Source organism: Serratia myotis (assembly GCF_027474885.1).
Classification (GTDB): domain Bacteria; phylum Pseudomonadota; class Gammaproteobacteria; order Enterobacterales; family Enterobacteriaceae; genus Serratia; species Serratia proteamaculans.
On the sequence record NZ_CP099707.1, the window covers coordinates 3,708,684 to 3,723,929 of the forward strand.

The window sequence follows — 15,246 nt, forward strand, 5'->3', positions numbered from 1 at the left end:
GAGTGCCTGGCCCAATAAAAACGGTTACTTCACTTCGCCCATAGCCTTCAGCTTTTTGGACAGTTCGCGACGTTCTTTAGACAGATCGGCATTTTTGATGATGTAGTCATCAACGCGATCTTCATAGTCGCTGCGCATGTTGGCAATGATACCCTGAACATCTTCAATGCTCATGCCCGGCTTGATGTACTCACTCAGGTTATCGAGCAACAGCACACGCTTCTGGTTGTCGCGGACTTTCTTCTCGTTGTCGACAATTTCACGCTGCAGCTTATTTTTACGTCGGAACATACGCACAAACTCCAGAACGTCCTGGAAACTCGGCTTATTTGCATTATCCATCTTCATACCCTTGCTTTAGTAATACACAGATTCATTTGCTTACGGCCACAATGAGACCAAGATACAGGTTTGTGGCGCTCAGACACAACACTCATCGCCCTATCTTACTCACTTTAGCGCCGCGACAAAAACCCGAAGCGCCTGCTTCATGATCTGGCCCCCTATTCGCGCTCGCCGGCGGTACACACCTTGAGCAAGTCACCCAGTTCTTCCAACTGCTGCGTCAGCTCCATGCTCAGCCAGACATAGCCGTAGATCGGTGCTTCGCCGTGCAGGTTGACGCTGGCCTCCTGCATCAGGGTTTTCAGCTCGGCGGCGACTTCACTCAGCTCCCCCGCCACCACAGCCTGCTGTGCCTGCGGGCCGTTATGCATTGTCTCTGCCAGCGCTTCCAGCGAGCGTAGCGTCAGCAGTTGCGCACTGCGCAGGGTTTTGGCATTCAGCATAATAAAGTGGGTTTCGCGCGAGGCCCAGTAGGCATCGGCCAACAGCTCCAGCGTACACACCAGATTGCGGCTCAGCGTTTGCACTGCTTCAAACACCGCTTTGGGAATATGGGTTTCTTTGCTGCTGGGGACAATCAGGCCACGTAATTTAACCACCTGATTCAGCAAATCTTTCAGCTGTGGCTCCAGGCGCGGCCGTTCGATCATGTTCGGGGACAGATAAGCGCCGTAGATCTTGCCCGCACTTTGCAGGCAATCCGCCATCTGCATGCGCCACAAGATGTAGGCGCGCTGTGGGTAAATGCTGGTGAACAACAGCGCCAGCAGTGAGCCAAATATCACGTCGCCGCTGCGCCACAGCGCGGTGTGCATATCACCGGCCCCCGCGCCACAGACCACCGCCAGCGTAATACCCACCAACAGCGCCATATAGGGCCGTTTACCGAGCGTCAGGTAGCCGCAGAAAAACATCACCACCCCGCACCACGCCAGCATTAAGGGGAGTGAATACAGCTCAAGATACAGCGCGATCAGACCCGAGGCGGCACCAAACACCGTGCCGGCGATACGCTGCAACGCCCTTTGCAACACGTTGCCCCAGAACGAGATCGGCCCCATCACCACCACCAGGGTAATCAGCGGCCAGGTGCCTTCCGGCACTTCAAGCAGGCGGATCAGCAGGAAGGTCAGGATAAATGCCAGCCCAATGCGCACGCCGTGCACAATGCGGTAATGGCGATAAGTCAGATGTTCAAACGACGATATTTTTCTGTCGAGGCGCACAATGCATCCCGTTATCGATGGCGAGAAAGAACATTAGTTTAGCGGAGGAAGGCAGGCAGAGAAAAGGCAGATAAGGCGTCCCCTATCCGCAGTCAGGCGTTAAGCGGCATATTTATCCACCAGCGCGCGTAAAATGGCGGCGGTTTCCACATCCATCACCCCGTCGTACTGCCGTTGACGGAAATGCAGCTGGAAGGCGCGCACCAGTTGACGATAGCCTTCGGCATCGGTCGCTGCCGAGGTGTCGTAACCGTATTTAGCAAACAGCGCCAGCAAATCTGGCTGCGCCGGTACACCATGGCACTGATACTCATGCTGGTGACGCTGCTGCACGGCTTCGTCATACCAGGCGCCGATACCGGCCAGATACAGCTGATGCCAGGGGAACTGCGGGCCGGGATCGCTCTTGCGGCCCGGGGCAATATCGGAATGCGCTACTACGTTGACCGGCGTGATATCCGGATAGCGCTGCAGGATGTTCTGTGCCAGTTGGCTGACCGCCGCGATCTGCTGCGGATTAAACGGCGGGAAGGTAATGTCTTCGCCATCGCCGCTGGCCAGATTGACGATCTCGATGCCAATCGACGTATCGTTGAGATTATTGCGAGTGCCCCACTGACTGGCACCGGCATGCCAGGCCCGTTCCACTTCATCAACCAGATTAAAAATGCGCACGCCGCTGAAACCGGCCGCCTGATAGCTTTGATCTTGCGGATCCGGCACCAGGTAATGGGCGCTGACCGACTTGCCGGTCAGTGACTGCACGGAATCGGCGAAGTTTTGCGCCGTGTAATGCAGCACCAGAAAGCGCACCCGGTGACCAAAGCTGGCTACCGAGCGGTAGCTGTTGTAATCCATACTGAACATAGTAGATTCCTTGTTAGTTAAACTTGCGTACCACAGTCATTGCAGGATCCTTCCCGCTCAAGCGGTCGCACCATGCAGCGACCCTACAATGCCTTCGTGGACCTTGTCCACCCGTTAATGTTTAGCTAATTGCTAAAGTTAAAGCAAGAAATATTTAGTGAAAGCAATATTTACCTTTTTGCTAAAGAGTGCGATCATCCGACAATGGAAACCAAAGAAATAAGACGCAATAATTTGCGCGAGCTGATGGCCAGCTACGCCCGCCAGGGTGTTAACCAGAACGAATTTGCGGTGCTGGTTGAGTCCTCTTCGCCTACGCTGAGCCAAATCAGCGGTGAAAAGTCCTCCCGTAACCTGGGTGATAATCTCGCCAGACGGATCGAGGCTAAACTGAATCTGCCCAAGGGCTGGTTTGACGTTTTCCATGAAAAAGAGTTGGTGCGCCCGTTTGATAACGTGGCGGCAGAGTCGGACTTTCAACCAGCCCGCCTGAAGCCGGTGGTATGGGAAGACACCGAACAGGACAAGGAAGAGTTTGTGGAAATCCCGCTGCTGGATATCAATTTTTCTGCCGGCGACGGCTGTTATGAAATCGTCGATCGTGAAGAGTTTTCGCTGATCTTCCGTCGCTACTATCTGCACAAGATGGGGGTGGCGGTGAATGCCGCGCGCATCATCCGCATTTCCGGCTCCAGCATGGAACCGCGTCTGCAAGACGGCGATGTGGTGGGGATTAATACCGATGACATCCGCATTCGCGAAGGCAAAACCTACGCCATTCGGCACGGTAATCTGCTGCGGGTAAAAGTGTTGATCGAACAGCCCGACGGCGGTGTCACTATTCGCTCCCTGAACCGGGAAGAATACCAGGACGAACACCTGAGTTATCCGCAGCGCAAAGACCAACTGGTGGTGCTGGGCCGCGTTTTCTGGTCGTCGTCGTCCTGGTAATCAGCCGGGCGCCGTGGGTTGGCGCCTTGCTGTTATTTAAAATCGACCACCATCTGCTGCTGGATCGATAATCCCTGGGTGGACTGCACGCAACAGTCGATATAGTCGGTAAAGCGCGGCGGCTTCGGCATGCCCAGCTTAAGGATTTTGTCATTGCTGAAACGCACGTTAAGCATGGCGAAAGATCCATACAGGCGCATCGCCTTCAGCATCAGTCGCTCGTTACAAGGCCCGAAAATATCCTTCAGCTGTTTGCGCATTTTCAACAGCGCTTCGTAACTGACCTGCGCGTAATGATCGCCTAGCGGCGGTTTTTCCAGCGCGGCGGCAATCGCACGGTCAATATCTGCAAAGCTGACGCTGCTCTCTTCACCGGCGGAGATATGATAAACGTCATTCTCCAGCGTTTCGCTGTTTAGCAGCATCACCATCGCATCGGCACAGTAGTCGACCGGGATCACGTCGATATTATCCTGCAGCGAACACATAAACTTACGCAGCATCAGCGCCATGCTGAACACCCAGAAAATGCTGCTGGAAGGCTGACAGCCCAGGCGAGTATGCCCCACCACAATCGATGGACGGGCAATCACCAGTGGCAGCTGCGGGCAGTGCTGACGCATCAGCTGTTCGATAGTCGATTTGGAACGGGTGTATTCCACCAGATGCTCGGCGGTTGCTTCAAACTCGCCGCTTTCCGCTACCAGTGAACCCGGTTCCGGCGCACAAGACATGGCGGTGCCCACGTGCAGGAAACGTTTTAATCCAGAGACCTGCGCCATTCTTTTGGCAAAGGCCAGTGTGCCCTCAACATTAACCTTCCAAATAAGTGGGTTATTGCCAAATGACGCAACGGCGGCACAATTGATAACGTGCGTTACATTGTTAATTCGTGTGTCCGCTAAAAAGTCAGCTGGCTCACTTAAGTCGCCCAACAATATATTTTCTATCGTGATCTTCGAGAATAAATCGGCATCAATATTAAACTTTTCCATATTCTGGCGAATACGTTCCAGCCCCTGCTGTGCATTGTCAGCTCGCACCAACAGAAGATAGTTAATCGCCTGATTTTCTTTCAATAATTTCTCGAGCACTGCACCACCGAGGAAGCCGGTAGCGCCGGTCAACAGCAGAGTTTTCATAATAGGTGTCCACATTGGTATTGAATGCTGCTGATTGTAGGGGGAAGTAATTAAACGGATATTAAATAAAACTCAGTGGCACCTATTTATCTTTTCTTAATATTATCTTAAGGAATATCTTGAAACATCGCAGCGGTATTTGGTAACACATTAATAAAAAACAAACCGAAATAAACCGGTCCGTTGACATTGCATTGATATTAACTCTGATTTAATTCCCTGGTGAATGTTATTACCTTTACTCATCAGGAGTATTTATGAGCTATAACCAAAAAGTCTGGCTGGGCATCCTGGTCCTGTGCAGCGTTTTCTGGCTGGCGGTGATCGGCAGTGTTTTCTCGGCCCATGAGGCCTTCGAGCGCGCTAATCTGCAAAGCCAGCAGGATTTTGCCGCCCGATATGTTCAGCATAATCATGGTACTGCCGCGCCAAGCCACGCTCTCCAGGCAAAGTCGCCGACTTCTTGAGACTCCCCCCAGAATGGGGTAGGGACAAGCGCGGCCAAGGATCCTATGATGCCCTATGATTCACAGGGAGAATAATATGGGTCGAAAGCTGGATAGCTTACCGCAAGCAGAACGTGAAAAAGTTGAAGTCGATTTACTGGCCCTCAGCGTCATTTATAACGAACGCTATGGCATTACCGTCAATGACGCCGCCAACGCCGAACAACAGGTACCCGATGAGCTACGGCCCTACTTTCATCTGCGCCTGAACTACTACCGCAGTGCGTAATGCCGCGCATTTCGGTGATTAACACTAACGACTCGTACATCTCGCCGTTACAATAGAGGCATATTCCCTACGCCACGTGAGAGATGCGATTTTGAGCAGCAAGGCACCGGCCACATTCTACATTCACGACTACGAAACCTTCGGTATTAGCCCATCGCTGGACCGCCCGGCGCAGTTTGCCGGTGTGCGTACCGATGCGGATTTCAATATTATCGAAGAGCCGTTGGTCATCTACTGCACCCCGGCCGATGACTACCTTCCCGATCCTGAAGCGGTGATGATCACTGGTATCACGCCGCAACTGGCGCTGGCCAAAGGCGTCAACGAAGCCGACTTTGCGCGTCAGATCCACCAGGCGTTCAGCGTGCCCGGCACCTGTATTCTGGGTTACAACAATATCCGCTTCGATGACGAAGTCAGCCGCAATATTTTCTACCGCAGCTTCTATGATCCTTATGCCTACAGCTGGCAGAACGGCAACTCACGCTGGGATTTACTCGACGTTATGCGAGCCTGTTATGCACTGCGCCCGGACGGCATCGTCTGGCCGGAGAACGAAGACGGCTTCCCCAGCTTCCGTCTGGAGCACCTGACTCGCGCCAACGGCATCGAACATGAGCATGCCCATGACGCCATGTCGGACGTCTACGCCACCATCGCCATGGCCAAACTGGTTAAACAGGCGCAGCCACGGCTGTTTGATTTCCTGCTGCAGCACCGCAACAAGCATAAGCTGAACGCCCTGATCGACATTGCAGAAATGACACCTCTGGTGCACGTTTCAGGCATGTTCGGGGCCGCACGCGGCAACACCAGTTGGGTCTCGCCGCTGTCCTGGCACCCGGATAACAAGAACGCGGTGATCATGTGCGATCTGGCCGGCGATATGACGCCGCTGCTGACGCTGAGCGCCGACGAGCTGCGTGAACGGCTGTATACCCGCCGCGACGATCTGGCCCCCGGACAGTCGCCAGTCCCAATCAAACTGGTGCATATCAATAAATGTCCGGTGCTGGCACCGGCCAAAACCCTGCTGCCGGAAAACGCCGAGCGGCTGGGTATCGATCGTCAGGCCTGCCTGCAAAACCTGCAGTTGTTGCGCCAGCATCCGCAAGTGCGTGAAAAAGTCGTCGCGCTGTTCGCCGAAGCCGAGCCTTTCAAGGGGTCTGATGATGTCGATGCGCGGCTGTACGACGGTTTCTTCAGCGATGCCGACAAGGCGGCGATGAAGATTATTCAGCAGACCAAACCGCAGAACCTGCCGGCGCTGGATCTGACCTTCAGCGATAGCCGCATGAAGGAGTTGCTGTTCCGTTTCCGTGCCCGCAACTACCCCAATACGCTGGATGACGCCGAACAACGCCGCTGGTTACAGCATCGTCAGGAAGCCCTGAGCGCCGAACGGGTGCAGAGCTATGTCCTGCAACTGGAGTCGCTGTATAACCTGCATGAAGGCGATCAGGAAAAGACCGCGCTATTGAAAGCGCTGTTTGAGTACGGCAAAGAATTGGTCGGCTGACAAAAACAACAAAGGGCGCCGAAGCGCCCTAAAACTGCTGACAAAGTTCCCGGTGACTAAAGTAATAGATTTATTACTAATAAAAACAAAGAATTCTGTCTTACGATTTACCCCAAACATCCGAAAACCACGTTTTTCGGGTGTTTGCCATCAATCAAGGGCGCCGAGGCGCCCTTTTTAATGCACATACCTGTTAAGACTTAGGCCAGGTCTTCGCTAGCCTGTGGTACCGGCAGGCGGAAGCTGCGGGTCACAAAGGCCAGGTAAATCAGGCCAATTGCCGCCCACACCAGGCCCAGCGTCATTGAGCTGGCTTCCAGATTCAGCCACAGTGCACCCACGGTCAGCGCGCCCATAATTGGCAGGATCAGGTAGTTAAAGGTGTCTTTAACGGTACGGTTCAGCTTGTCGCGAATATAGAACTGCGAGATCACCGACAGGTTCACGAAGGTGAACGCCACCAGCGCACCGAAGTTAATCAACGCCGTTGCCGTCACCAGATCAAACGACACCGCAGACAACGCAATCACGCCAACCAACAGCACGTTCAGTGCCGGGGTACGCCATTTCGGGTGCACATAACCGAAGAAACGCTCCGGGAATACGCCGTCACGACCCATCACATACATCAGGCGCGAAACACCGGCGTGCGATGCCATGCCGGAAGCCAGTACGGTCACACAAGAGAACACCAGGATCACCGACTGGAAGAACTTGCCGGCCACGTACAGCATGATTTCCGGCTGAGACGCGTCAGGATCTTTAAAGCGTGAAATGTCCGGGAAGTACAACTGTACAAAGTAAGACACCACGATAAAGATAACGCCGCCGATCAACGCCGTCAGGAAGATGGCTTTCGGGATCACGTTCTCCGCGTCTTTGGTTTCTTCAGACAGCGAACTGATGCCATCAAAACCGAGGAACGAGAAGCACAGAATGGTCGCACCGGTAATCATCGGCACCACATGCGCACCTTCAGACCAGAACGGACGGCTGCTGATCAGCGTACCGGCACCTTCACCATGCGAAATGCCATTCACCACCAGGAACAGGAACACGATCATGATCGCTACCTGCACCACCACGATAATGGAGTTCAGGTTCGCCACCAGCTTGATGCCGCGCAGGTTGAACACTGTCATCAGCGCGACCAGTGCCGCCACGAAGATCCACGAAGGCACACCCGGGAAGATGGCTTCCAGGTAAATTTTGGCCAACAGAATGTTGATCATCGGCATGAACAGGTAGTCCAGCAGTGAGGACCAGCCCACCATAAAGCCGACGTGCGGGCTGATGGCCTTCTGGGCATAGGTATAGGCAGAACCGGCGGACGGGAATTTCCGTACCAGTTTGCCGTAGCTCAGTGCGGTAAACAGTACCGCCAGCAGAGCAAAGGCGTACGCAGTGGCGACGTGGCCATCGGTCAGGCCGGATACGATGCCAAAGGTATCGAAGATGGTCATTGGCTGCAGATAAGCCAGCCCCATCATCACTACCGGAACTAAAGTCAGGGTTTTACGCAGCTGTGCGCGTTGAGCCGGAGCGGCGCTGATGATGTTATCGGACATGACGCAGCCCCCCCTTACCTTCAGCCTTGCGGAGCGTAGACACGCCAAGACTTAAGGTTGCGGGGAAACTTCGCAACTTGCGACTGAATTCAAAAAGAAGGGGATTGGAAGCTGGATAACGAGTCAAGGCGGCCTTGGCTGCTCCATAATCGCTGCGACCGCAGCGGAAACCGGCGGGCACCGGTGCTAAAGTGAAAAATTGCCCCATCTTTCTTATCCTCATGAGTCACGACCATAAAGTTTTATTTGATCGCGCACGAAACTATTTATCTATCCGGATCGGTGTCCGGCCTCGCTTGGTGTATGAAACGCACAGTTTGTAGAACACAAATGCAAAAAAAATAACCGACGCGTTAAAACGTCGGCTATCTGCATTAGGGATATTTTGCACCAGAAACCCTCCTGATGACAAGATCAGGAAGGCCTGTTAAACAAATTCTTTTCGCGATCGTTCGGAAAAGCGCCCTTACGGGTGAATTAATCCGCTATCTTCACTTTCACCGATCAACTTAATGACGCTCAGTTTACGCCCCCTCAGGCATTTTTCAACATCCAGTCGATCTCGGTTTCCGTCACCAGCCGCTCGAACTGCATCAGTTCATCCATTTTGCAGGCGTGATAAACATGCGCGAAACGTTCGCCGAGATACTGCGTCAGTTCGTGCTGATGCTCAAATTCATACAGCGCATCGCTTTGGCGGATCGGGAACGGCAGCCCTTCCTGCTCCAGCCCGTTGCCGGTCACCGGCTCAGGTAATGGCAGTTCGTTGTCCAGCCCGTAAAGAATACCTGACAGTATCGCCGCCACCACCAGATAAGGATTGGCATCGGCGCCCGCAACGCGGTATTCCACCCGATGATTCTCCTGCTCGCCGCAGGGAATACGCAGCGCAACGGTGCGGTTGTTGTGTCCCCAGGATGCCTGGGTAGGCACATACATGCCCGGCTGAAAACGACGGAAGGCGTTAATATTGGGTGCCAGCAGCGCCATGGAGGCCGGCATTAAGGTGATCATCCCGGCCAGCGCACGATGCAGCAACGTCGAGTCTTCGCCGTCCGCTTGCGCGAACAGGTTGTTACCGTTGCCGTCGAGCATGCTGATATGCACGTGCATGCCGCTACCGGCGTATTCTTCATAAGGTTTAGCCATAAAGGTGGCGTGCAAGTGATGGTTTTCCGCCACCATTCGCACCAGACGTTTCAGCCCCAGCGCATGGTCACAGGCCAGCAGCACGTTATCGGTATGCTTCAGGTTCACCTCGAACTGGCCGGGTGAGGCCTCCGCTACTGCGCCGTCCGCCGGCAAGCCCTGCATCTGCGCCAGGCTGTCGATGTCGTTTAACACCTCGGCGAAATGATTCAGGTTATCCAGCGAGTAAACCTGGCTCTGCATATTGCGCTCCTGGGTACCGGGCGCACAGGGTGGCTGCAAATACCCCTCTGAGTCTCGCTGTCGATCAATGAGATAGAACTCCAACTCTACCGCTACCACCGGGAACATGCCGCGCTGGCGCAACGCCTGCCACACTCGATTCAGGACATTACGGGGTTCAACGTCAAAGGGAGTGCCATCTTCATCCAGCATGGTCAGCAATACCTGACCGATATTATCCGGGTCCGCCGCTGACGGCGTCAGCGAACCGAGCACCGGCAGACAAACGCGGTCCGGCTCACCCAGTTCCTGGCCCAGGCCTGCCTCTTCCACCACGTTGCCCAAAATATCCATAGCGAATACCGAGGCGGGGAAGTAACAGCCTTTTTCCAATTTTTTCAGTCCGGAGACGGGAATACGTTTACCGCGGAAGGAACCATTCAGGTCAGTGAGAAGGATATCGATATACTGCGTTGAGGGATGGCGTTCCAAATAGTGAGCAACCTCACGTTGGAACGCGCTACTTCGCCTCTCTTCATTATGCTGTGCAAAATTTTCAACTGCTGCGATATTGGTTTGCATACATCACCCGCCATTATGCTCTGAGAACGCGCTTGCGTTCGCCTGCCGATAGGTTCAACACATGGTCTGATTTCTCTGTAGACTGCGCCAGAATGGGCGCTCAAAATAACATCCATAATATGAAACATAGCCTTAACACAAATGGTTTGCAAATGTTACAATCCTGTTTGATTATTCGCCACCGACTGCTAAATTGATAAAATATTGACCGAAAAGGCGTTAACTGCCTTTTTGTGTACAGAATTTCGTCCGCCAGAATGGGGGTGGTCATGGGCAATATATTTTCCATATCGGTCACAACTACCGATATCATGCTGTGTCGAACTCACTCAGACAGGCACCTGACACCGATATTCATTTCTGCCTGTCGTCCCTACCAGAAGGAAGTACCGCTATGAGCGAAGTCAGCTTGGCACCAGGCAAGCGCCTGTCACAGATCCGTCTGCAATTGGGTTTGTCGCAGCGCCGGGTCGCCGAACTGTCCGGGTTAACCCACAGCGCAATCAGCACTATCGAGCAGGACAAGGTCAGTCCGGCCATCAGTACGCTGCAAAAGTTGCTGAAGGTTTACGGGCTGTCGCTGTCGGCATTCTTTGCCGAGCCTGAGACCGCCAATGAACCCAAAGTGGTGATCGAGGCCGAAGATCTGATCGAGATCGGCAGCCAGGGCGTGTCGATGAAGCTGGTGCACAACGGCAACCCAACGCGCAATCTGGCAATGATGCTGGAAACCTATCAACCCGGCACCACCACCGGAGAGAAGATCAAGCACCAGGGCGAGGAGATTGGCACCCTGCTGGAAGGCGAGATCATGCTGACCATCAACGGCCAGACCCACTGCCTGAGCGCCGGCCAGAGCTATGCGATTAACACCGGCATTCCCCACAGTTTCAGCAATACCTCGGCGCGCGTCTGCCGCATCGTCAGCGCACATACCCCCACCACCTTCTGACCCCTAGGGGCGGAGGCGTTATGCAGGAACATGTCGCCAGTTATTATGCCGCTACCGCCAACCCGTTCGCGCCCTGTCCGGCGCTGAACGGGCCGGTCCGCTGCGACGTCTGCATTATTGGCGGCGGCTTTACCGGCCTGTCGTCGGCGTTGCATTTGGTTGAGGCCGGTTACGATGTGGTACTGCTGGAAGCCGCCCGCATCGGCTGGGGCGCCAGCGGTCGCAACGGGGGTCAGGTAGTCAACTCCTACAGTCGTGATATCGATGTGATCGAAGCGCGCTATGGCGCGGATACCGCAGCGATGCTGGGCAGCATGATGTTCGAAGGGGCGGAGATTATCCGCCGGCGCATCGATCAATACGCCATCGCCTGCGACTACCGTCCCGGCGGCATCTTCGCCGCTCTGAATCCAAAACAACGTCATGAGCTGCAGCAGCAACAGGTCCGCTGGCAGCGCTATGGCAATCACCAATTGGAATGGCTGGATCAGCAGGCTATTCGCCGTGAGATTGCCAGCGAGCGTTACGTCGGCGGGCTGTTGGATCGCAACGGCGGCCATCTGCATCCACTCAATCTGGCGCTGGGTGAAGTCGAGGCGGTACGCCGTCACGGCGGGCGACTGTTCGAACAATCTGCCGCCACGCGCATTGACTACGGTGAAACGGTCAGGGTGCACACTGCCCAGGGGTTGGTCAGCGCCAACTTTGTGATTATTGCCGGCAACGCCTACCTCGGTGAGCAACTCGAACCCCGCCTTAGCCGCTTAAGCATGCCCTGCGGCTCACAAATTCTCGCCACCGAGCGATTGTCCAGTGACATGGCGCTGTCGCTGCTGCCCAATAATTTCTGTGTCGAAGACTGCAATTACCTGCTGGATTACTTTCGCCTGACCGCCGACAACCGCCTGCTGTATGGCGGTGGCGTGGTGTATGGCGCCCGCGACCCTGCCGATATCGACGCGTTAATCCTGCCCAAGCTATTGAAGACTTTCCCGCAACTGAAACGGGTGCGGATTGATTACCGCTGGAGTGGCAACTTCCTGCTGACGCTGTCACGCATGCCGCAGTTTGGTCGGCTGGAGAATAACGTCTATTACATGCAGGGCGACAGCGGTCATGGCGTGACCAGCACGCATTTGGCGGGCAAGCTGATCGCCGAAGTGCTGCGCGGCGATGCCGAACGCTTTGACGCCTTCGCCAAATTGCCGCACCTGCCTTTTTTGGGTGGCCGCCAGTTGCGCGTCCCCTTCACCGCCCTCGGCGCGGCCTACTATGCGTTGCGTGACCGGCTGGGGTTCTAGTGCCTGCCCGACCAGATTTTTTTGATCTCAGTTATGCCATTTAGTTTGTTGCGGAAATCGCAATCTGTGTTACAAAAGACTTACTTTAGCCATCTAAACACCTAAACGTCTTTTAATCACACTATGCCAATCCCTACGCCCTCACGCCTCGAGATGCGCAATATCTCGATCGCCTTTGCCGGCTTCAACGCCCTGCAAAACGTTGACTTCACCCTGCAGGGCGGCTCTACCCATGCGCTGGTCGGCGCTAATGGCGCAGGAAAATCCACGCTGATGGCAATACTTTCCGGCGCGCACAACCATTACCGTGGTGAGATCTTTATCGACGGCCAAAAAGTGGATATTCATTCGCCGCTGCAGGCGCGTCAGCACGGGATCCACGTGGTGCAGCAGGAAGTGGATGTGGCGCTGATCCCCACGCTGTCGGTGGCGGAAAATATCATGCTCGACTGGCTGAACCAGCCGGGCCATCTGCTGAACTGGGCGCAACTGTATCGCCAGGCGGCACAGTTACTGACCCAGCTGGATTTGACCATTAACCTTCGTCAACGATTGGCGGACTGCACATTGGCGGAAAAACAGCAGGTGCTGCTGGCCCGTGCGCTGTCCCACCGTTGCCGCTTCCTGGTGCTCGATGAACCCACCGCCCCGCTTGATCGCGCTGAAAGTGAACGTCTGTTCCGCGTGGTGCGCCGTCTTAAGTCCGAAGGCATCGGCGTGGTGTTTATTTCCCACCGCATTCATGAGCTGAGCGAAATCTGCGACCGCCTGACGGTACTGCGCGATGGCCGCCACGTCAGCGAAGACGCCATGCAGGGGCTGAGCGGCGAACAGATTGTCGAAAAAATGCTCGGCCATCAGTTGGACGACATCTTCCCGCCGCCGCGCCCACCGCACGGTGCCCGTCCACTGTTGCAGGTGGAAGGTCTGAACGATCGCCACAAGTTGCGTGACGTCACGCTAAGGCTGCATCAGGGGGAAATCCTCGGTATTGCCGGGCTGGCCGGTGCAGGCAAAACCGAGCTGTGCAAGGCGCTGTTTGGTGCCTCAGCAGCCCGGGTTGAACGGGGCGAACTGCTGGGCAAGCCCTGGGCCCCGCGTGCGCCGCACCTCAGCGTTGAACAAGGGCTGGCGCTGGTGCCGGAAGAACGGCGCAAAGAAGGCATTTTTATTGATGAAGCCATCCCGATGAACCTGAGCGTCAGCGCCGACGAAAGCTTCTCACGCTGGAGCCTGTTCAGCCGCCGTCAGGAACTGCGCTGGGCGCGGGATATCATGCAGCGCCTGAATATCCGTGCCTCTGGCCCGCAACAGCGGCTGGCCAGGCTGTCGGGCGGCAACCAGCAAAAAGTCGCCATTGGCAAATGGTTACGCGGCGACGCCAAAGTACTGATTTTCGATGAGCCGACCAAGGGCGTGGATATCAAGGCCAAACAGGAGCTGTTCACCCTGATCGACGGCCTGGCACGCGACGGTAAAGGCATTATCTATGCTTCCGGCGAGTTCTCCGAACTGGTCGGTTTATGCGATCGCATCTGCGTGCTGTGGGATGGCCGAGTAGTGGCGGAGCTTAACGCCGCCGAGATTGATGAAGAAACCCTATTACTGTATTCCACCGGAGGAACCCCAGCGTGAGTAAAGAATTATCCCTGCAGAATGCGCAACCCTGGCGCCATCAGCTGTTTGAGTTTCTCTACAAATGGGGGATGTTACTCACCGTTGTCGCGCTGATCGCCCTGTTCGGACTCGCGTCGGACAACTTCCTCGATCCCAATAACATCATCAATATTTTACGCTCAATTGCCATCGTCACGGTGATCGCCATCGGGGTCTCCATTTCGCTGTCGGTCGGCGGTTTCGACCTTTCCGTCGGTTCCACCGCCTCGCTGGCTAACGCCCTGGTGGTTTCGCTGTTTGTTTGGTACGGCTTCGGGACCACCGGCGCGATTGTACTGACATTGCTGATTTGCACGCTGGTCGGGCTGTTTAACGCTTTCCTGATCGTGGTGCTGAAAATCCCCGATATGCTGGCGACGCTGGCCAGCCTGTTTGTGATCCAGGGCGTGGCGATGACCTACAGCTACGGCGGATCCATCACCCAAAATATGCTGCTGCCGAACGGCGATATAGCGGAAGGCCTGATCCCGGAGATCTTCTCGTCACTGGGCCAGGTACCGGTGATCGTGCTGATTATGCTGGCAGTCACTGTTGTGGTGCAGCTGTTCCTGTCGCTGACCAAGCATGGCCGTCGTATGTATGCCATCGGCGGTAACCCGGAGGCGGCACGCCTTTCGGGTATCCGCACCGTACGTTACAGGGTTGCGGCTTATGTCATTTCTGCCCTGCTGGCCTCGCTTGGCGGCATACTGCTGGCGTCACGTATTGGTTCTTCGCAGGTGAATGCCGGCAGCGGTTATCTGATGGATGCGGTTGCCGCCGCCTACATTGGTTTTTCGTTGGCCGGCTCCGGCAAACCTAACGCGCTTGGCACGCTGGTCGGCGCGGTGATCCTCGGCGTGCTGCAAAACGGCCTGGTGATGCTCTCCGTCCCCTACTACGCGATGGACATTATCAAAGGCCTGGTGCTGGCCCTGGCGCTGGCTATCACCTACATCCAGAAACGCTGATCTCCCCGGCGCACGCCCTGCTGCGCCGGTTTTTTCCTGCCATTCATCAATTTCTTCGTC

14 protein-coding genes are annotated in these 15,246 nt (G+C 55.3%); 8 read left to right on the plus strand and 6 right to left on the minus strand.

Features of this window, described 5'->3' with window-relative positions:
• Nucleotides 1-24: 24 nt before the first annotated feature.
• The 3 genes from tmaR to NHG65_RS17630 form a co-directional block, all read right to left on the minus strand.
• Nucleotides 25-342, minus strand: a complete 318-nt coding sequence (gene tmaR, locus NHG65_RS17620) for a PTS system regulator TmaR (protein WP_020827737.1) — start codon at nt 340-342, stop codon at nt 25-27.
• Between the two features lie 161 nt (nt 343-503).
• A complete protein-coding gene (locus NHG65_RS17625; protein ID WP_207978788.1) occupies nt 504-1,571 on the minus strand; it encodes an FUSC family protein in 1,068 nt (355 codons plus the stop codon).
• Nucleotides 1,572-1,670: 99 nt separating this feature from the next.
• Complete coding sequence (locus NHG65_RS17630; protein WP_219016642.1) at nt 1,671-2,438, minus strand: N-acetylmuramoyl-L-alanine amidase; 768 nt, start codon at nt 2,436-2,438, stop codon at nt 1,671-1,673.
• Between the two features lie 204 nt (nt 2,439-2,642).
• Between NHG65_RS17630 and NHG65_RS17635 the strand changes: the two genes are divergently transcribed.
• On the plus strand, nt 2,643-3,389 hold the full coding sequence (locus NHG65_RS17635) for a S24 family peptidase (protein WP_099063748.1): 747 nt from the start codon (nt 2,643-2,645) through the stop codon (nt 3,387-3,389).
• Nucleotides 3,390-3,421: 32 nt separating this feature from the next.
• On the opposite strand, the gene NHG65_RS17640 is transcribed toward NHG65_RS17635, so the two are convergent.
• Nucleotides 3,422-4,531: an SDR family oxidoreductase gene (locus NHG65_RS17640; RefSeq protein ID WP_499182497.1), complete on the minus strand. Its 1,110-nt coding sequence runs from the start codon at nt 4,529-4,531 to the stop codon at nt 3,422-3,424.
• A 257-nt stretch (nt 4,532-4,788) separates the two neighbouring features.
• Between NHG65_RS17640 and NHG65_RS17645 the strand changes: the two genes are divergently transcribed.
• The 3 genes from NHG65_RS17645 (at nt 4,789) to sbcB (ending at nt 6,785) form a co-directional block, all read left to right on the plus strand.
• Nucleotides 4,789-4,998 carry a hypothetical protein gene (locus NHG65_RS17645; RefSeq protein WP_099063746.1) on the plus strand — a complete coding sequence of 70 codons (210 nt, stop codon included), beginning with the start codon at nt 4,789-4,791 and terminating at the stop codon, nt 4,996-4,998.
• Nucleotides 4,999-5,074: 76 nt separating this feature from the next.
• The gene (locus NHG65_RS17650) at nt 5,075-5,266 is read left to right on the plus strand and encodes a DNA polymerase III subunit theta (RefSeq protein WP_099063745.1); all 192 of its coding nucleotides are present in this window, start codon (nt 5,075-5,077) and stop codon (nt 5,264-5,266) included.
• A gap of 91 nt (nt 5,267-5,357) precedes the next feature.
• Nucleotides 5,358-6,785, plus strand: a complete 1,428-nt coding sequence (gene sbcB / locus NHG65_RS17655; protein ID WP_499182498.1) for an exodeoxyribonuclease I — start codon at nt 5,358-5,360, stop codon at nt 6,783-6,785.
• Between the two features lie 200 nt (nt 6,786-6,985).
• On the opposite strand, the gene NHG65_RS17660 is transcribed toward sbcB, so the two are convergent.
• Nucleotides 6,986-8,353: an APC family permease gene (locus NHG65_RS17660; protein WP_099063743.1), complete on the minus strand. Its 1,368-nt coding sequence runs from the start codon at nt 8,351-8,353 to the stop codon at nt 6,986-6,988.
• A gap of 534 nt (nt 8,354-8,887) precedes the next feature.
• Nucleotides 8,888-10,306 (minus strand): glutamine synthetase family protein, encoded by a 1,419-nt coding sequence (locus NHG65_RS17665; RefSeq protein WP_099063742.1) that lies wholly within the window; start codon nt 10,304-10,306, stop codon nt 8,888-8,890.
• Between the two features lie 394 nt (nt 10,307-10,700).
• Here NHG65_RS17665 and puuR point away from each other — a divergent pair, with 394 nt between their 5' ends.
• From puuR to NHG65_RS17685, 4 genes are all read left to right on the plus strand, one after another.
• Nucleotides 10,701-11,258, plus strand: a complete 558-nt coding sequence (gene puuR / locus NHG65_RS17670) for an HTH-type transcriptional regulator PuuR (RefSeq protein ID WP_099063741.1) — start codon at nt 10,701-10,703, stop codon at nt 11,256-11,258.
• Between the two features lie 20 nt (nt 11,259-11,278).
• The gene (locus tag NHG65_RS17675; RefSeq protein ID WP_499182499.1) at nt 11,279-12,559 is read left to right on the plus strand and encodes an NAD(P)/FAD-dependent oxidoreductase; all 1,281 of its coding nucleotides are present in this window, start codon (nt 11,279-11,281) and stop codon (nt 12,557-12,559) included.
• Between the two features lie 123 nt (nt 12,560-12,682).
• Complete coding sequence (locus NHG65_RS17680) at nt 12,683-14,194, plus strand: sugar ABC transporter ATP-binding protein (RefSeq protein ID WP_499182500.1); 1,512 nt, start codon at nt 12,683-12,685, stop codon at nt 14,192-14,194.
• Complete coding sequence (locus tag NHG65_RS17685) at nt 14,191-15,186, plus strand: ABC transporter permease (RefSeq protein ID WP_261416711.1); 996 nt, start codon at nt 14,191-14,193, stop codon at nt 15,184-15,186. The genes NHG65_RS17680 and NHG65_RS17685 overlap by 4 nt, the downstream gene beginning before the upstream one ends.
• Nucleotides 15,187-15,246 lie beyond the last annotated feature (60 nt).